Source organism: Alkalibacillus silvisoli (genome assembly GCF_039521975.1).
Classification (GTDB): domain Bacteria; phylum Bacillota; class Bacilli; order Bacillales; family Alkalibacillaceae; genus Alkalibacillus; species Alkalibacillus silvisoli.
Genome location: NZ_BAAACZ010000002.1, coordinates 38,736 through 56,158 on the forward strand (window position 1 = coordinate 38,736; position 17,423 = coordinate 56,158).

The window sequence follows — 17,423 nt, forward strand, 5'->3', positions numbered from 1 at the left end:
ACTCTCCTTTAAATAGCTTGATTAAGATTTATTATTTTGACCTTGTCCAATTCCTTGTGTAATACGGTCTAAAATAATCGCTAATACAACAATTCCTAAACCACCGACTAAGCCGAGCCCAATATTCACTCGAGAAATCGCCTGTAATACTGTAGCACCTAAACCTGGTGCACCGATCATCGATGCGATTACGGCCATCGATAGTGATAGCATGATGGTTTGGTTTACACCAGCCATGATGCTTGGCACTGCCAGTGGTAGTTGGACTTTAAAGAGTAATTGTTTTGAAGTTGAACCGAACGCTTTTGATGCTTCGATTACTTCTTTAGGTACGTGTCTAATGCCTAAGTTTGTCATTCTTACAGCTGGTGGCGCTGCGAAAATAAATGTTGCAATTACTGCAGATACTCCACCTAAACCGAAAAGAAGTACGGCTGGAATTAAATAGACGAAACTTGGTAAAGTCTGCATAAAGTCTAATGTTGGTCTTACAATACTTTGTACTCGATCATTCATAGCACTTAATATACCAACTGGAATACCAACAAGTAATGAGACGAATGTTGATACAATAACAATTGATAACGTGTGCATAGACTCTTCCCATATGTCAACAGAGCCAATAAACAACATGCCTAAAAAGGTGAAAATAGCTAGTCCTTTCCCACCTACGCGCCAAGAGAGTATGACTAGTAATAGTGTGAATAGCTCTGGCGGTACGAATAGTAAGACATCAGTGACGAGATCGACAAAGGCGTTTAGCACTGCCCCAATTGAGTCGAATGCATTTCCGAATGTTGGTAAAAACCAATCATCTACAAACGTATTTGTCCATTGTTCTAAAGGTAAATCAAAATAATTCATTAATTACTCACCTCGTCTTTCTCTTTTCCTAGGACGAGTCCAGATAGAATAGAAACGCGTGAGATAATACCAACTAGTTTTTCACTTGGATCTAATACGACAATCGGATATTTTGTATCTGCTGCAATTCCGATTAAATCGTTTAGTGGTGTTGTTGGAGTAGTTGTATGAACGTCTTGTTTTAAAACTTCCTCCATTGGAATATCTTCATTATAAGAACGAATCGCATCATCAATTGTTAATAACCCTTTATAATGGTCATCACGATCTACAACAAAAATACTTGAAGCTCCAACATCCTCCATCTTCTTAATTGCTGTTCTAGGACCACCTTTATAAGTAGTTAAGACTTCAGGTCGACGCATCACTTGTTCAGCGTCTAATACTTTAGAGCGATCAACATCTTTTACGAAGTTACTAACATATTCGTTTGCAGGATTCTCTAATATTTCTTCTGATGTACCGACCTGAACAATTTGACCGTCTTTCATTATTGCAATGCGATCACCAAGCTTTAATGCTTCATCTAGGTCGTGAGTGATGAACAGGACAGTTTTCCCTAGCCTTTTTTGCAGTCTTAATAATTCATCTTGCATATCTTTGCGGATGAGAGGGTCAAGAGCGCTGAAAGCTTCGTCCATTAATAGGATGTCAGTGTCATTAGCTAATGCTCTAGCAAGCCCTACACGTTGTTGCATACCACCACTTAATTGGCTTGGAAAGCTTTCTTCATAACCTTTTAATCCAACATCCTCGATTGATTTTTGAGCTGTTTTCTCACGTTCTTCTTTACTTATACCTTGAATTTCTAATCCATAAGCTACATTACCGATCACGTTACGGTGAGGGAATAGGCCAAAATTCTGAAATACCATCCCTAACTTTTTCCTGCGTGCTTCAATAAGCTCATCTTTATTCATGCTAGTAATTTCATCATCATCTATGAATACTTGACCAGAAGTTGGTTCAATCAATCGATTCACTAGACGAATTAGAGTTGATTTACCACTTCCTGATAATCCCATAATGACGAAGAACTCACCAGCTTTAACATCGAAGTTAGCTTGATTAACCCCTACAGTATTCCCGGTTTCTGCTAGAATGTCATCTTTAGTTGACCCTTTGTCTAAACGGTCTAAAGCTTGCTTTGTATTTGGTCCAAATATTTTGGTTAGTTGATTAACTTTTATTTTGCTCATAAACAGTCTCCTTTTTATGGCAGGGAAGAATCTGAAATCAGTAGTTATCTTCGTCTGATCCCAATTGTTCTTCCAACTTGTTTCGGTTTGTCTAAATGTTCATGTTTCGAGTAGATTGTGTTAATGTTTTCCTGAATTGGAGGTAGGAATGGGGCAGGCTTACCTGCATTTGTATCGATTCCCATTAACATTTGTTCACTTGTTGCGATTACTTCTTGTTGTTCATTAAACATTGAAAATATAACGTGTAAACGCTTAGCGTCATGATCAATTATTTGTATTGAAATAGATAGTTCTTCACCTTCATGTGCTTCTTTTAAATAGCAAAGATGTGTCTCCAGTGTGAAAATAGTATATGCTTCATTTGTCATAACTTCTTGGGTTAGGCCAATGTGTTCTATGAATGCATCAACCGAATGGCTAAATACACGAGCGTAATCCGCATCATTCATATGACCGTTATAATCAACCCATTCAGCACGTACATAATCTTGATAATGAAATTGCTTTAACATATTATCACCTCTTTATGGCCAGTAATCTTCAACTAAATCCATTAGTTTCACTAGAAATTCGTTGCGTTTTCTTTCTAGTTCTGCAACAGAACGTTCACCTGCGTGTGATTCACAACCATTAATGACACATTCCTTTAATTCATCTGTTAATTCTGGTGCTTCTAATTTAGTCCAAGGTAGTTTTAAAGCAGGGCCAAATTGTTCTAACATGTGACGCATGCCTTGTTCACCACCAGCTAAGTGAAACGTCATGAAAGGCCCCATTTGTGCCCAACGAAGACCAGCACCATAAGTGATTGCTTTGTCGACTTCCTCTGTTGTTGCGATTCCATCATTAACAAGGTGAAGAGCTTCGCGCCAAAGAGCTTCCATTAGACGATCAGCGATAAAACCTTCAATTTCCTTCTCGATTATCATCGGTTTCATATTAGCTAATTCATAGATTTGATAAGCTTTGTTAATAGTATTTTGAGTTGTTGCTTCACCTCCAACAATTTCTACTAGTGGAAGTAAATAAACTGGGTTGAATGGGTGAGCAACTACAAGCTGTTCTGGATTGTCCATTTTCTCTTGTAAAATAGTCGGCTTAAGTCCTGAAGTGCTTGAGGCGATAATTGCATCTTGCTTTGCGTGTTGATCAATATCAGCTAATACTTGTTGCTTTAACTCGATTCGCTCAGGCACATTCTCTTGGATTAAATCAGCCTCCTTTACAGCTTCTTTAATACTGGATACGAAAGTTAATCGGTTTTGGTCTGCTTCTGGATGAAGTCCAACTTGTTCAACTGAATCCCAAGCATTATTGATGATTTGTGTTGTACGCGTTTTTGCACCTTCTACTGGGTCATAGGCAACAACATCAAATCCGTTGGCTAGAAAACGAATAATCCAACCATTCCCAATTACACCAGTTCCGATTACTGCTACTTTTCTTGGTGATTGAGTCCATGCTGTCATAGATTAATTACCTCCGTTAGGTTGAAGTAAGTTGAACTGCTCACGTGCTTCTTGAGGTGTCATTAATTCAATGTTATTGCTGTGTAATTGCTTAACAGCTTGGTCAACAAGTTGTTCATTTGTTGCTAGAACACCTTTTTTAAGAAAAATGTTATCTTCAAGGCCAACTCGAACATTGCCTCCTAATAAAGCCGTTTGTGTAACCATAGGTAGTTGCATACGACCGATACCAAACGCTGAGAAATAAGCATTTTCTGGAATACGGCTTTTCATATATGAAATGGTTTCCACATCCGCCTCAGCCCCCCAAGGAATACCTAGGCAGAACTGATACATTGGATCATCAGCAATTAAACCCTCAGCCACAAGTTGGTTAGCAAATCGTAAATGACCTGTATCAAAACATTCTAATTCAGGCTTAACGCCACTTTGTTTAACAAGTGTAGCTTGTTCTCTTAACCAATCTGTTGGACTCATGTAAATCATGTTTCCGAAATTTGTGCTCCCGCAATCTAATGTGCACATTTCAGGAAGTAATTCTCCAACTGGTTTATGGCGTTCTTTGGGTGTTTGTATATCTGTTCCCTCACCACCTGCTGCGGGTGTATCAAGACTTGGGATAAAATCTCCACCACCACCAGAAGTAATATTGATAATCACATCTGTTTCAGATTCACGAATACGATCAACAATTTCACGATAGTGCTCAATGTTATGGCTAATACCGCCAGTCTTTGGATCACGTGCATGGACGTGGGCGATAGTAGCTCCTGCCTTTGCTGATTCGATAGCAGACTCAGCAATTTCTTTTGGTGTTACTGGAACATTAGGGTTCTTTTCAACTGTATCACCAGCGCCAGTGACGGCAGCTGTTAGCATAACTTTGTTAGTCATTATAAAATCCTCCTCATGTTAAGTTAAATTTTGTATTTTTGCTGTACCATCCGGACGGTTTGAAACTCTGTAAAGTACTGTACCATCCAGACGGTTTTTAATCAACAGCAATTTAGGAGTTTTTTAAATTATTTGGCAGTGAAAAAGTACTTAAGTGTTGTAATAGTAGGGGATGAGAGGAATGCAAAAAATCCACTACAATTTGTAGTGGACTTGTGAAATTGGGGGATTATTCTTTTGGGTCTGAAGTAAAATACATATCTTGTAACCATTCGTGTAATCGTTTATAGACTTGTTTCTTTTGTTCAGGTTCGATTTGATAAATCTCAAATAGCTCTGAAAGCCATATGCCATCTGTTGCTAATCTTATAATTGTAGCATCTATAGGGTCTAGCCCATCGTTTTCTATGTTTGATTGCCATTCTTCATATGCTATGTTAAGAGGTTTTAGCAACTCAGGTTTAACCGCTTTAGCGGCTAATAATCCTGAATGCATGTCCTTATTAGGATAACCTTGGTTAAAGGTGACATTAAGGAAAGCTCTAGTCCACTTCCCTTTATCTAATGGGTCATGCTCTACATTATTAGTGATTTTTTCACGATAGTTATGTGCTAGATGTTCAACCATACCTTCTACCAGTGCTTCTTTTGAGGGAAAGTGGTAAAGTAGACCGCCTTTACTGATACCAGCCTCTTTTGCGACAGATTCAAGAGTTAAATTAAAAATTCCTTTATCACTTACAATTTTAGAAGCGGAGTTTAAGATTTCAATTTTTCTAGAGTTTTTGCTCATCATATATCCCTCTTTTATTTCCGAAAATAGAACTATCTATGTATATACTATACTACCTAGACGGTATAGTTTCAATTATGAATTAGTATATTTTTCACAAATCCACTCTACTACTTCTGGTAAATCTTCAAATGATTGTTTGGCTTTGTCGTATTGATTAGAAACGATGATGCTTGTAAGCTTTGCTGCGTTTCCAGCTTCGATATCGACTTCACGATCACCAATCATATAACTTTTATCGACAGTGATATTATATTTTTTAATTAATGCTTCTAACATTCCTGGCTTAGGCTTACGGCAAGGGCAATTTTCACTCGGGTCATGAGTACATGCTTGTACTTCCTTGATCACTGCACCCGCTTCATCAAATTCTTTTTGCATATGTTGATGGATTTCATCTAACATTTTTTCACTCATATACCCTAAACCAACACCACCTTGGTTAGTCACCACAAAAACATCGTAGCCACAAGTATTAAGTTTAGCAACTGCTTCTTTTACACCCGGTAGAAAGAAGAAGTCCTTAGGTTTATTGACGAATCGCACGCGAGTCGATTTCACTTCATTTATTACTCCATCACGATCAAGAAATACTGCTTTGTTCATTTGAATTCTCCTTATTACTTTCTAAGTCATCATCATATTACCAATTAACTTAATCCCACTTTACAAAAAATAACTCTTTCATTATGATAACATGTTTCAAATAATTTATTTTTAGATCAATTTAAAGTTATAGGCACTTGATTTCCTTACTAGGCATACATTGTTGTATGACTGATTTTGATTTGGAAGGAGTGCGCAAGTGTGTCATATTATAATTATTATGATGAAAATGATAGACAGTGGTTTGGCTTCCCATTTATGGGAGGAGGAATGTTCGGTCCACCTCCAGTACCACCTGGTGGGATAAAAGGACCAGATGGCCAACCAGGTCCTGGGTTTCAACCAGGATTCCCTGGACAACAGCCAGGCTCTACTCCAGGGATTGGCGGCCCACCAGCATCACCACCGCCATCATTTATACCACCACAACAACCGCAAATTGGATTACAAGCGGTAGACCCAGGCGCCATTCGAGGTTGTCTATATCGTTACACTTACTTGTGGTTAGATAATAGACAGCGTTTTTGGTTTTATCCAACCTATGTAGGGAGAAGGTCAGTATCAGGCTATCGTTGGACTGGGTTCTTCTGGGTTTATTATGGTGTTGATTTAGAGCGAATCAATTCTTTTCAATGTTATTAAGAAAGAGCTTGGGACAAAATAGTTGTCATAATAAAAAATCCGAACGATTCATCGCAAATGAATGCGTTCGGATTTTTGTACTTTGATATCACTGCATCAAAAAGGTCTGAACGCTGATAAAAGGGTACTGAGCGCTGATAAATTGAGCCTGAGCGCTGATAAATGCTCATCTATCTTAGTATTTTAAATGAATGCCTAATCATCAAATACTAAGCAGATTTAGCGGTCAACCATTAATAGCCAGACTCATCTTTTTTTAGTAAATCAAGCATTGAAAAATCATAATTTTTTAAGTCTCTTTCAGCTGGGCCTTCAATTACTTCACCTTTAAATGAGTAACGTGAACCATGGCACGGGCAATCCCACGTGTTTTCAGCATCATTCCAATTGACTTCACACCCAGCATGAGTACACGTTGTATCTACAATGTATACAGTATCATCTTCGTCTTTAAACGCTCCTTTTCGTTGACCATTCATTAAAAAGGTTGTGGCCTCACCTTTATTAAGGTCTGAAACTTTATTTTTCGGGAATTCAAGCTTTCCTTTTAGTAAATGTTTAGTTAAATCAAAATTCTCAACGAAAAATTTCTTCAAGCTAGGGTCTGCATTAAACCGAGATGGTTTGTAGACTTCTTCATATGGGTTTGACTTACCTAGTACTTTATCAACCATTAATTTTGCTGCAGCAGTACTATTGGTCATGCCCCATTTACGATAGCCTGTAGCGATTAGAACACGAGGTTCATCTTTCGTTACAGGACCAACATATGGCAGTTTATCTAAAGTGACTAAATCTTGAGTTGACCAGCGATATTCAATTGGTTGGTTACCAAAGATTTGTTCCTTTGACCGTTTCAAGTTTAAATAATGCTTATGCAGATTCTTCCCTTGTCCAACTTTATGGCTTTCACCACTAAATAAAATGTATTCTTTATTGTTAATCATTGCCTTTCTTATTGACATAGTTGGTTGATCAACGCTTAAATACATTCCACCGGGGTAAGGGTCATCATTTTGAAAAGCAATTACATAAGCTCTTTCAGCATGGAGCTTTCCTGAGTATAAGCCTTTTCCTTCATAAAAAGGGAAGTGTGAACAAGATAATACATAGTTAGCTTCAATTTTATGCCCTTCTCGTGTCATGACAGTAGCTGAATTATCATTAGATTCGACGTTAACAGCTACTGTATTCTCAAATATAGTCACACCCTTTTCTTGAATGACTTTAACAAGCTTACTTAAATATTTTGTCGGGTTAAATTGGTATTGATCTTTCATGTAAAGTGCATTTTCAATTTCGATATTAAAGGGTATTGATTCAGTTACTTTTCCGTTAATATTTAGATTTTGGTAGGCTTGATATTCGGTTTCAATCTTATTTGCGTATTCACCTGAAGTTGAAAATAGGTATGCATCATGTGTTTCCCAGTCACAACTAATTTGCTCATCTTGAATAATTTGTTCGAATAAATTCATCGCATCTTTGTTCGCTTCGAAATACCCACGGGCGATTTGGTAATTAAAATGTTTAATCAATTCATCGTAAATAAGATTATGCTGTGCTGTTACTTTTGCTGTTGTATGTAAGGTCGTCCCTTTTACGAGATGTCCAGCATCTATTAAAGTTACATTAGTACCAGTTTTTGTTAGTAAATAGGCAGCTGTAACACCTGTAATACCACCCCCAACGATGACAACATCTGTTTTATGATCTTTTGATAATGCTTTGTGCTGAGTCATATCTAACGATTCTTTCCATACTGGTTTTGATTCATTAGGTAAACCATCCATAGTTAACAACCTCCATTACCGTCCTCCATACAGTTTTTACTAAAAGGTAAAGGGTATACATGTGATTAAATTATTTTGAAATAGAATATGCCACTTACTTTTATTTGTGGGGAAAAAGTCCTTATTTTTGGTAGATTTTTCATAAAAGATATCGTAAAATTAAAACAATAGTGATTAAATTTGGATATTGGGTACAAAATGAGGGAACGTTTTCTTGGGGGGCTCTATAACGTGATTAGTAATCAGTTATATAATCAAGTATTAATGAGCGGTTTAGATAGTATGGTGTTTGTAATGAGGGTTGAGGAAGAGTATAACTTCTATTATGAATTCTTAAATGATTTGGCGATGGATAAGGCAAATTTAACAGGGGAAGTAATCGGAAAGGAATTGCGCGATGTACTTTCTTATGAGCAATCGGTTTACTTACATAAGAAGTATACTGAAGCTGTAAAAGCAAATAGTGCGATTACGTATGAAGATTTATTTCATTCAAATAGTAAAAATGGGTATATTACTGAAACGAAATTAACACCGCTTTTTAATGAACAGGGGAATTGTTCGCATATTGTAGCTGTAGTTCGTGATATAACTGATGTTAAAAAGGCTGAGAAAACGAGGGAAGATTCTAAGAAAAGGCTAGAAACAAGTAAACAGCGCTATAAATCTTTGTTTTTAGAGAATGCAGATGCGATCTTCTCAGTTGATTATAACGGGAGATTAGTCGAATTGAATAATGCTTTTGAGTTGTTATTTGGCTATAAGCGTGAAGACTTAATTAATCAAGTAGCGTTTAAATTTGTGAATTCGCAGTTGAAAAGAAAGTTAAAGAAACATTTCGTTCAAACTTTGCGAAAAGAACCTCAAAACTTTGAGGTTAACACTCATAACGGTAACGGAGATGAAATGGACCTAGATGTGACTATGACTCCAATTGTAATGGAAGGTAAAGTGACTGGGGTGTATGTCATCATTAAAGATATGACAGAACAAAGAAATGCAGAACGAACTTTGTCCAAAAATGAAGAACGCTTCCGCATGATTGCTGAAAGCTCTCATGATCTAATCACGTTAGTGGATGGACAGGGAGTCATCTCATATGCTTCACCTTCTTATCGTCACGTGTTAGGTTATTTCCCAGAACATTATATTGGTCAGTCTTTATTACACAATTTGCATGAAGAAGACTTTAATACAGTATTAGATGCTTTTGAACGTGCTAAAGAACTAGGAAGTCCGATTTCATTGGAATTTCGTCAATACCATCAGGAAAAAGAGTGGCTGTGGTTTGAGTTACAAGCAAAGCCAATTTATGCTGATGATGGTCAATTTCATCAAATGGTTGTTGTAACCCGTAATATATCAGAGCGTAAGGCTTATGAGGAACAGTTGAAATTATTTGCTTATCATGACCCTTTAACTGAATTACCTAATCGGAGACTTTTCCAATCAAACTTAATTAAGCACATAGCGGATTATCAAAAGGGCGAAAAAGGCTTTGCTGTCATGATGTTAGATATTGATAATTTTAAATCGATTAATGATGAATTTGGTCATGATATTGGAGATCAAGTGATTAAAGAATTTGGTCGTAGAATTCAAGATAGTTTACGAGAGTCTGATTTTGTAGCTAGGCTAGGTGGAGATGAGTTTATTGCTTTGTTGACTAACATTAACTCAAAGCAAGACGCATTAGAAGTCATTCATAGAATTCAAAGAGTGATAGAAGATGAGTGGGATGTTAGTGGTGAAGAGTTAGAAGTTACAACAAGTATTGGTGTAGCACTTCCTGATTCAAGCATGGTATCTGATGAAGAGTTGATTAAATTTGCTGATAGCGCATTATATGAAGCGAAATCATCGGGGAAAGATACATATCAATTGACAACAATCGTATAATCATAGGAAGATTGTAATAAAGGCGGTTTCTTTATAGGCCGTCTTTCATTTATGTGAAGATGGGAGTGTTTGTCTTGTTACCTACATTACTTGGCATTATCGGTGTATTATTTATTTTTACGTTGATTGTAACTTTAAAAATAGCTAAAAATAACGACCGACAGATTAAAGAATATGAGAGTCAGGGGATAGGTGCAGATGAAGAATTGGAGAGGTCACAACAATATGAACAAGAGTCGTTACGTAGAAACATTCCGAATTTAGCTATTATATACATAGTCTTGTTCGTACTTGTATTTATTGGAGCTATAATCATTTTAACTATTATGTAAACTGTAATAATTGTAATAAACTATTAACCCGAACGTAAATTATAAAAGCACTTTTATATGTTATCTTATAGTTAAGAGCTCGTAAATATCTCCCTATAAATATTTGAAAAATAAGCAAGCGATTATTTCGCTTGCTTATTTTTATTGTTTAATACCTTCATAAGTTGTGTGTGATATTTTTTGGAGACAAGAATGTATAAAAAGTCCCCTGCTTTAATTTCAGTATCCCCATAAGGTGTAACCAATTCGTCTCCTCTTACAATAGCTGCAATGGAGGATTTGGTCGGGAAGTCGATCTCATGCAACCTCTTACCAACTATCGCATTATCACGATTTGTTTGGAATTGAACGACTTCTGCATTTGCTTTCGCAATAGAAATCAATTCAATCGAATGGTGAGGTGTGTCTTTTGCAGGTCCCATTAAACCTAAATGTTTTGCCACATTAGATATAGTTGAACCTTGAACTAATGCAGAGGTTAAGACAACGAAGAAAATGATGTTAAAAAATTGATCAGCACCATCAATCCCAGCAACAATTGGGAAGGTTGCCAATACAATCGGAACCGCACCTCTTAAGCCTGCCCAAGAAATGAAGAGTCGCTCTTTTAAGGTGTACTTCATTTTGATCGTTGATAAAAAGACAGCTATAGGTCTTGCTACAAAAATAAGAACTAATGAAATAAGTATACCTGCAAAAATATTCGATAACTGAAATACCTGCTCAGGGAATGCCAATAGCCCTAATATAATAAACATCATGATTTGAGCAGTCCAAGCAATTCCTTCGTTAAATTGGAAGATCGAGTGTCGATAAGTCAACTCTGAATTACCAATGACTAAAGCCGCAACATAAACAGCAAGAAACCCACTTGCATCAATAAATGATGCTGTGCTATATGTAACGAAGGCAAACGATACTGCGAGTATGGGATATAGTCCACTTGATTCAAGATTGATTTTATTAATGGCCTTATAAGCCAATTTTCCAATCGCTAGTCCGAGAACTAAACCAATTCCCATCTGCCAGAAAAAGGATGGTATCAACATCCACAGGTTCGATTCATCACTAATGATCAACTCAATAAACATAACAGTTAAAAATACAGCCATGGGATCGTTCGTCCCTGATTCGGCTTCAAGGGTTGCCCCCATCTTCGCTTTAATATTCCGTTCTTTTAAAGTAGCAAATACAGCAGCTGCATCTGTGGAGCCCACAATTGCACCAAATAGTAATGCTTCTAACCACGTCACATCAAGGATTAAGTAAACAGCTGACCCTGTAATTATTGCGGTGAAAAGTACACCTGCAGTGGCGAGGGAAATCGAGGGGATAGCTACAGAACGAACAGTGCTCCATTTCGTTTGTAAACCACCTTCAAACAAAATAATAATAAGTGCAAGAATACCGATGAATTGAGCTAACTCAACATCATCGAAATATATAATACCAAGTCCATCACTACCAACTGCCATACCAACTGCTATAAAGAGGACAAGAGCGGGTAGTCCTAATCGGCTAGAGAATTTAGCAGCGACGATTCCGCTTAGTAATAGAAATGCCACTAAGAAAATTAATCCGTCATTTCCGAATGTTTCAACAAGCATCATTTCCCCCCTTATTAATTTATTTCTTTTTCAATTTTATCATAAATACTTTTATTTAGTTATTAATTTGATTTTTAAGTAGTGTTTGTGAATTTTATACACATTTGAGCTATTAGGTGCTGTTTTAGAGAGGAGCCAAAATATATGGCGTTTGAAGGCTAATCTCGAGTATTGAAGTGGTCACTTCTTGTTTTTACTTTAATTAATGCTAAGATAGCGTAAAGGTGGTGATTGAGATGATTCGTTCTTACTTGTTCTTAATTATTACGGTTGTCATTTTTTCCGCCAATTTGTTAGTTGGAAAGGCGATTAGTGAATTGCCACCAATTACGATTACATTCTTTCGCTGTTTAATCGCTGTCATGATTGTTCTTCCTTTTGCTAGAAAACAATTAAAGTGGCATAACCATGTTTTAATAGAGCACTGGAAACCACTGTTAGGATTTGCTTTAACAGGTGTTGTTTCATTTAATGTATTAGTTTATTTAGCGTTAAATTATACAACGGCAATTAACGCAGGTATTGTAGAAGCGTCAACGCCTATGTTTGCATTAATTTTAGGTTACTTTTTCTTGAAGGAACGCTTAACTAAAAAACAGATTACAGGTATGATGGTCTCTTTTATAGGGGCTGTTTGGGTATTATCAAACGGATCTTTAGAAATGTTAATGTCGCTACAGTTCAATACGGGTGATTTAATTATGTTGTTGGCCGTATTGGTATGGGCGATTTATTCGTTATTAGTTAAACAATACAATCACAACTTCCCAATTTATAGCGGTATGGCTGCGATGTTAAGTTTAGGTGTGGTCATCTTGTTTCCTATGATGTTGATCGAATGGTATGTAGTTGGTTTTCCATTTAATTATATTGAATTAAGCCATTGGTTAGGACTACTTTTTTTAGGTGTCTTTCCATCCTTTATTGCATTAATGCTTTGGAATTTAGCTGTTGCAGATATAGGGCCATCACTTTCAAGTGTGTTTTTGAACTTATTGCCCGTATTTACAACGATAGGTGCCATTTTATTTTTAGACGAAAGCTTATTAGTCGCACATATTTTTGGTGGTTTATTAGTTATAATGGGTGTGTTATTAGTTAATATGAATCTTAAAAATATTAAATACTTTAGAAAACGTAAACGAGTAGAGTGAAGAAAAGAATCAGAGTTAAAGGATAAACAGTCGTTAAAAATAATTGACACTATGACCCGACCGGAATCAAAATGCTTAAATTTCCTCGGGAAAACATTATCAGCGTTAGACCATTTTGATGTAGTGCGAAATCTAACGCAAATAATCCGAACGAGCTCATGAGTGATGAATCGTTCGGATTTACTGTTATTACAACTGATTATTTGTTTTATTTACTAGCTTTTTGTAGTTTGTGAATCATTTGTAATGATTTACCTGTACCGATTGCAACGCATTCTAATGGGTTTTCAGCAATATGAACGGGTACATCTACCTCGCTTGATAACCAATCAGACATGCCTTTTAGAAGTGCGCCACCACCTGTTACAGTAATACCTTGATCGACAATATCACCACTTAATTCTGGTGGACAGTTTTCAAGTGTTGACTTAATAGCTTCGAGAATATTTTCTAATGGTTCACGAATAGCTTCTTGAATTTCTTTGGAATCAAGCGTAATTGTCTTAGGTAAACCTGCTACTAAGTCACGACCTCTTACTTCAATGATGACAGGTTCATGTTCCACTAATGCGTAACCAATTTCCATTTTAATCGTTTCAGCTGTTCGTTCTCCGATTAATACGTTATAATTTTTGCGCACGTACTGAATTATGGCTGAGTCGATATGATCACCACCAACACGAACTGACTGTGCTGATACGACTCCACCAAATGAAATGATTGCAACTTCACTTGTTCCACCACCAATATCAACAACAACGTTAGAAACTGGCTCATCTACTGGTAATCCAGCTCCAATTGCCGCTGCTAATGGCTCCTCGATGATGTGTACATGCTTAGCTCCGTACTCTTTGACAGCATTTTCGATGGCACGACGTTCAACAGATGTCGACCCTGTTGGTGCACAAATAATAACATTAGGTTTACGCATGGAAACACCAACACGTTTACTTACTTTTTTAAGCATTTCGCTTAACATTTGTGCTGTTACTTCGTAGTCAGCAATTACACCATCTTTTAACGGACGGATCGATGTAATATTAGCAGGCGTTTTACCAATCATATCTTTAGCTTCATGCCCAACAGCTAGTACATTTCCGGTCTTTGAGTCAACTGCAACAACAGATGGTTCGTTAAATACAACACCTTTGCTCTTACTATATATTAATAAGTTTGCAGTACCTAAGTCTATTCCAATTTCTGCATTTGCAAACATTGTGATGCCTCCATATCTATATGTGTGTGTTTATATTATCTATACAATTCGTAAGTTTATCACGATTTTTGGTTAATTGAGGTTAAAAATTTTTGACAAAAAAATTACAGAGGACTGAACCTCTGTAATAATGATGGTTATTTCTTCTTGCTTTCTAATAAGTTTGCAAGAGTTGATGCATCATATTTCTCTATTTTACGACCTTCGTAATTGTTAATACCAATTTTCTTAAGCTCAGATACGTACCAACCTTTAGTACCAACGTACATGTATAGCCCTCCTTTAGTTTTACCCTAAAAAGTATGCAAAAGATATTTTACCATCAAACCTTTACATAAAAAAGAGTAATATATAGAATTTATAAGGAAATTTATCTTTTAATTCGGTATAATGGAGATGAATAACTCCAAAAGTTATCATAACATTTGATTTGAAAAAAGCAAACATTTAATATAGAAAGGTTTTTAGATGTCATATAAATCATTAAACGAGATTAAAGGAAGATTAGAGAAGCTTGGAACGTATGAACTGAATGAGGACAGATTTGTTCAGATTGCGGATTCAGCACTTGAATATGAAAAGCCAGTTGATCGCCTATTAAATGGGTATCAAAATTTACTTAGTGAAGTTTCTAATCAAATGGGGAAGATGGATGAACATATGGGGATTAAGCCCTCTTGTCAAATGGGGTGTGCATTTTGTTGTTATTTCCCTATTATTGTAACAAGGCTTGAGGCGAAAATGATAATTCGTGCGATCGAACAGATGGAACCAGATGAGAAGCTTGCACTTCAATCACACTTGAAGGATTATTTTAAAAAACATGAAGAGAAGATTGATTATTGTACGTCGTTAGATTTTGAACATGAAGACACAAAATTTGACTATATGAAAGAGCAATTACCATGTCCGTTATTAAATACAGAAACAAATACATGTATGGCATATGAGTGGCGACCATTGCCATGTCGAACCTATGTTAATTATTTGAACCCGAAAATATGTGAAGATCAATTGGTCCCAGAAGAAACGGTAAGCTTTGAGTTTTTATATGAAGATTATATGAGTAATTTAAATCAAGTTGCCAAGGAAGTTGCATACGAAGATAATGAATTGTTGGATTATCCTGAGGACATTTTTGAATATAATTATTTACCTGTATTTTTAAAACAATGGATCAATAGGGGAGGCTAAAGGTGAAGAAAGGGGTCATTATTTTTACTGTTATTGTGTTAACAATTGTGGGTGCATTGATCTATTCTGAGGTACAAAAATTGACAACAATTGAAGAAGCGGTTACCGAAGACATAAATGGGTCATATACTTTTATGAGTGTTGAAGCCAGGTCTTATGTTGATGAAGGATATCCAAACTTCACTGCTTCTATTTCAGCTATTGAAGATGAAGAGTTAATTGATCCTTTATTAAGTGAGTTATCAACTATTGAACTTAAAGAGAATGAAGATGTTAGATTAATTGAACCTAAGTATTACATTGGTACAACGATCAGAGACCAAGAGAGTGATGATTATTATAGTCAAAAGAGCGTAAATGTTTACTTTAAAGAAGAGCATGTACGAATTAACGGTCAAACTTATGACATACGTGATGATTCTAATCCGGTTGAAATATTTGAGGAGTGGATTGAGCAATTTGAACTTGAATGGGAAGAAGTCTGAGTCCTCATAAAAGAAAAGGCTCTGTTAAAGCTTAGTGTAGAGTATTAAAAAGGTTGCTCTAAGTTGTTTTATTGTGATGATCGAAGGTGGCGACTTCTGATCGACTAACATTTAGTCCTTCCGCTAAAATCTTAAAACGTCGTGTTTCCACCACGTCCTGTGTAAGTACGTCCTGTGGCAGGCGTCGATATTAGATCGTCCGGGTCGTCAACAGGAATAGCACGAGTCTCTGAAGACCCCTAAAGGCCACGCTTTTGGGCAGAGAGATGCACCTAACAACGGACTTTAACAAAGCGAAAGAAAAAAGAGGTTGCTGGGGCAAAAGACTTTTCCCAGTAACCTCTTTTATGTTTAAAGTCAGTAATGATACAACCTGAACCTCTTACTAAGCTACGACTCTGTTCTTTAGAGCTTACTAATCGCGGATTTCCTAATTGTTACTGATCACTTAATGTTTCAACAAGTACTAAACGCTTATCATCAACTGGTTTGACTTTTGAATCGGTTAACCACATTGCTGACATACCAAGTTGTAGTGCTGGGGCGATTTCATTCATGAAATTATCGCCAACTGATAATACCTGGTTAGGAGATATGTTATAACGTTTTAACACACCTTCAAAATGCTCTTTCGTATAGACCGGCTTACGGGCCCAAGAGATCAATTCAACAAAATATTTGTCCAACTCTAAAAACTGTAACAAGCGCTTAGCATCTTCTTCATCACTGTTGGTACATACAATTAACGTATGGTCTTGATAGATTGTGTCTAAATAATCTTTTAAACCTGGTGTTTGGTTTAGATAGCCATCAAGTTCAGCCATTTGTTCTTTTGTTTTATTATAGGATTGTTGAATAGTCTCGACTGTGATGCCGAAATGGCGTGCAATCGCATATGGTGGCCACCAACCATCACCAATTGGAACCCAGTTAACAAAGTCAAAATCACTTGCTTTAATCTGATTAGGTGTATTTTCAACTTGTATAACTTCATCGTCCCAATTACGAGCTTCTGTTAATTCTTCTGTAAACGGATCCCAAGTCCAAATTAAATCACGCTGTCCATCATAAATCTTCCCAATTTGTACAGGGTGGTTACCTTCTAAAATTTGATGATAGATCATTTCGAATTGCTTTTGTTGTTCTGAGGGAAGGTAAGCTTTTAAGTTCTCTGTATGTAATTTAAAGTGCTCAGTTCCTTCATATAAAGTTCCGTCAAGGTCAAAAATAACAACATCATGCTGTTCTAAAAATTGTTTATTCATACTTTCAC

The 17,423-nt window shown here is 36.4% G+C and carries 18 protein-coding genes; 6 read left to right on the forward strand and 12 right to left on the reverse strand.

What is annotated here, in order from left to right; genetic code table 11:
- Positions 1-21: 21 nt before the first annotated feature.
- The 7 genes from ABDZ63_RS00445 to ABDZ63_RS00475 all read right to left on the reverse strand — a co-directional run bounded on the left by ABDZ63_RS00445 (position 22) and on the right by ABDZ63_RS00475 (position 5,828).
- A complete protein-coding gene (locus ABDZ63_RS00445; RefSeq protein ID WP_343780964.1) occupies positions 22-864 on the reverse strand; it encodes an ABC transporter permease in 843 nt (280 codons plus the stop codon).
- Positions 864-2,063 (reverse strand): quaternary amine ABC transporter ATP-binding protein, encoded by a 1,200-nt coding sequence (locus tag ABDZ63_RS00450; RefSeq protein WP_343780967.1) that lies wholly within the window; start codon positions 2,061-2,063, stop codon positions 864-866. Before ABDZ63_RS00450 ends, ABDZ63_RS00445 begins: the two co-directional genes overlap by 1 nt.
- Before the next feature lie 44 nt (positions 2,064-2,107).
- On the reverse strand, positions 2,108-2,578 hold the full coding sequence (locus tag ABDZ63_RS00455) for a thioesterase family protein (RefSeq protein ID WP_343780969.1): 471 nt from the start codon (positions 2,576-2,578) through the stop codon (positions 2,108-2,110).
- Between the two features lie 12 nt (positions 2,579-2,590).
- A complete protein-coding gene (locus tag ABDZ63_RS00460) occupies positions 2,591-3,535 on the reverse strand; it encodes an L-carnitine dehydrogenase (RefSeq protein ID WP_343780972.1) in 945 nt (314 codons plus the stop codon).
- 3 nt (positions 3,536-3,538) lie between these two features.
- Positions 3,539-4,429: a beta-keto acid cleavage family enzyme gene (locus ABDZ63_RS00465; protein ID WP_343780975.1), complete on the reverse strand. Its 891-nt coding sequence runs from the start codon at positions 4,427-4,429 to the stop codon at positions 3,539-3,541.
- 229 nt (positions 4,430-4,658) lie between these two features.
- Positions 4,659-5,222, reverse strand: coding sequence for a TetR/AcrR family transcriptional regulator (locus ABDZ63_RS00470; RefSeq protein WP_343780978.1), 564 nt, complete (start codon positions 5,220-5,222; stop codon positions 4,659-4,661).
- Positions 5,223-5,297: 75 nt separating this feature from the next.
- On the reverse strand, positions 5,298-5,828 hold the full coding sequence (locus ABDZ63_RS00475; protein WP_343780980.1) for a D-glycero-alpha-D-manno-heptose-1,7-bisphosphate 7-phosphatase: 531 nt from the start codon (positions 5,826-5,828) through the stop codon (positions 5,298-5,300).
- A gap of 180 nt (positions 5,829-6,008) precedes the next feature.
- Here ABDZ63_RS00475 and ABDZ63_RS00480 point away from each other — a divergent pair, with 180 nt between their 5' ends.
- The gene (locus ABDZ63_RS00480; protein WP_425541924.1) at positions 6,009-6,470 is read left to right on the forward strand and encodes a hypothetical protein; all 462 of its coding nucleotides are present in this window, start codon (positions 6,009-6,011) and stop codon (positions 6,468-6,470) included.
- Between the two features lie 233 nt (positions 6,471-6,703).
- Here ABDZ63_RS00480 and ABDZ63_RS00485 read toward each other — a convergent pair whose 3' ends face one another.
- The gene (locus tag ABDZ63_RS00485) at positions 6,704-8,263 is read right to left on the reverse strand and encodes an FAD-dependent oxidoreductase (RefSeq protein WP_343780983.1); all 1,560 of its coding nucleotides are present in this window, start codon (positions 8,261-8,263) and stop codon (positions 6,704-6,706) included.
- A gap of 231 nt (positions 8,264-8,494) precedes the next feature.
- On the opposite strand from ABDZ63_RS00485, the gene ABDZ63_RS00490 reads away from it, so the two are divergent.
- Positions 8,495-10,162 (forward strand): sensor domain-containing protein, encoded by a 1,668-nt coding sequence (locus ABDZ63_RS00490; RefSeq protein WP_343780987.1) that lies wholly within the window; start codon positions 8,495-8,497, stop codon positions 10,160-10,162.
- A 74-nt stretch (positions 10,163-10,236) separates the two neighbouring features.
- Positions 10,237-10,494 carry a hypothetical protein gene (locus ABDZ63_RS00495; protein WP_343780990.1) on the forward strand — a complete coding sequence of 86 codons (258 nt, stop codon included), beginning with the start codon at positions 10,237-10,239 and terminating at the stop codon, positions 10,492-10,494.
- Positions 10,495-10,616: 122 nt separating this feature from the next.
- On the opposite strand, the gene ABDZ63_RS00500 is transcribed toward ABDZ63_RS00495, so the two are convergent.
- Positions 10,617-12,101 carry a potassium/proton antiporter gene (locus ABDZ63_RS00500; RefSeq protein ID WP_343780993.1) on the reverse strand — a complete coding sequence of 495 codons (1,485 nt, stop codon included), beginning with the start codon at positions 12,099-12,101 and terminating at the stop codon, positions 10,617-10,619.
- Between the two features lie 236 nt (positions 12,102-12,337).
- Here ABDZ63_RS00500 and ABDZ63_RS00505 point away from each other — a divergent pair, with 236 nt between their 5' ends.
- Complete coding sequence (locus tag ABDZ63_RS00505; RefSeq protein ID WP_343780996.1) at positions 12,338-13,255, forward strand: DMT family transporter; 918 nt, start codon at positions 12,338-12,340, stop codon at positions 13,253-13,255.
- 208 nt (positions 13,256-13,463) lie between these two features.
- On the opposite strand, the gene mreBH is transcribed toward ABDZ63_RS00505, so the two are convergent.
- On the reverse strand, positions 13,464-14,471 hold the full coding sequence (mreBH, locus tag ABDZ63_RS00510) for a rod-share determining protein MreBH (RefSeq protein ID WP_343781000.1): 1,008 nt from the start codon (positions 14,469-14,471) through the stop codon (positions 13,464-13,466).
- Between the two features lie 137 nt (positions 14,472-14,608).
- Positions 14,609-14,740: a DUF2639 domain-containing protein gene (locus ABDZ63_RS00515; RefSeq protein ID WP_343781003.1), complete on the reverse strand. Its 132-nt coding sequence runs from the start codon at positions 14,738-14,740 to the stop codon at positions 14,609-14,611.
- Positions 14,741-14,939: 199 nt separating this feature from the next.
- Here ABDZ63_RS00515 and ABDZ63_RS00520 point away from each other — a divergent pair, with 199 nt between their 5' ends.
- Together ABDZ63_RS00520 and ABDZ63_RS00525 are read left to right on the forward strand one after the other, a co-directional pair.
- Positions 14,940-15,665 carry a YkgJ family cysteine cluster protein gene (locus ABDZ63_RS00520; RefSeq protein ID WP_343781006.1) on the forward strand — a complete coding sequence of 242 codons (726 nt, stop codon included), beginning with the start codon at positions 14,940-14,942 and terminating at the stop codon, positions 15,663-15,665.
- 2 nt (positions 15,666-15,667) lie between these two features.
- Positions 15,668-16,150, forward strand: coding sequence for a hypothetical protein (locus tag ABDZ63_RS00525; RefSeq protein WP_343781008.1), 483 nt, complete (start codon positions 15,668-15,670; stop codon positions 16,148-16,150).
- A gap of 437 nt (positions 16,151-16,587) precedes the next feature.
- On the opposite strand, the gene ABDZ63_RS00530 is transcribed toward ABDZ63_RS00525, so the two are convergent.
- Positions 16,588-17,415, reverse strand: a complete 828-nt coding sequence (locus ABDZ63_RS00530; protein ID WP_343781010.1) for an HAD family hydrolase — start codon at positions 17,413-17,415, stop codon at positions 16,588-16,590.
- Positions 17,416-17,423 lie beyond the last annotated feature (8 nt).

What these genes read in the sequence shown, in the direction of transcription:
- ABDZ63_RS00460 (WP_343780972.1), bottom strand. Translation starts at nt 3,535, where the DNA reads ATGACAGCATGGACTCAATCACCAAGAAAAGTAGCAGTAATCGGAACT.
- ABDZ63_RS00470 (WP_343780978.1), bottom strand. Translation starts at nt 5,222, where the DNA reads ATGAGCAAAAACTCTAGAAAAATTGAAATCTTAAACTCCGCTTCTAAA.
- mreBH (WP_343781000.1), bottom strand. Translation starts at nt 14,471, where the DNA reads ATGTTTGCAAATGCAGAAATTGGAATAGACTTAGGTACTGCAAACTTA.
- ABDZ63_RS00445 (WP_343780964.1), bottom strand. Translation starts at nt 864, where the DNA reads ATGAATTATTTTGATTTACCTTTAGAACAATGGACAAATACGTTTGTA.
- ABDZ63_RS00500 (WP_343780993.1), bottom strand. Translation starts at nt 12,101, where the DNA reads ATGCTTGTTGAAACATTCGGAAATGACGGATTAATTTTCTTAGTGGCA.
- ABDZ63_RS00530 (WP_343781010.1), bottom strand. Translation starts at nt 17,415, where the DNA reads ATGAATAAACAATTTTTAGAACAGCATGATGTTGTTATTTTTGACCTT.
- ABDZ63_RS00515 (WP_343781003.1), bottom strand. Translation starts at nt 14,740, where the DNA reads ATGTACGTTGGTACTAAAGGTTGGTACGTATCTGAGCTTAAGAAAATT.
- ABDZ63_RS00475 (WP_343780980.1), bottom strand. Translation starts at nt 5,828, where the DNA reads ATGAACAAAGCAGTATTTCTTGATCGTGATGGAGTAATAAATGAAGTG.
- ABDZ63_RS00465 (WP_343780975.1), bottom strand. Translation starts at nt 4,429, where the DNA reads ATGACTAACAAAGTTATGCTAACAGCTGCCGTCACTGGCGCTGGTGAT.
- ABDZ63_RS00485 (WP_343780983.1), bottom strand. Translation starts at nt 8,263, where the DNA reads ATGGATGGTTTACCTAATGAATCAAAACCAGTATGGAAAGAATCGTTA.
- ABDZ63_RS00505 (WP_343780996.1), top strand. Translation starts at nt 12,338, where the DNA reads ATGATTCGTTCTTACTTGTTCTTAATTATTACGGTTGTCATTTTTTCC.
- ABDZ63_RS00455 (WP_343780969.1), bottom strand. Translation starts at nt 2,578, where the DNA reads ATGTTAAAGCAATTTCATTATCAAGATTATGTACGTGCTGAATGGGTT.
- ABDZ63_RS00520 (WP_343781006.1), top strand. Translation starts at nt 14,940, where the DNA reads ATGTCATATAAATCATTAAACGAGATTAAAGGAAGATTAGAGAAGCTT.
- ABDZ63_RS00450 (WP_343780967.1), bottom strand. Translation starts at nt 2,063, where the DNA reads ATGAGCAAAATAAAAGTTAATCAACTAACCAAAATATTTGGACCAAAT.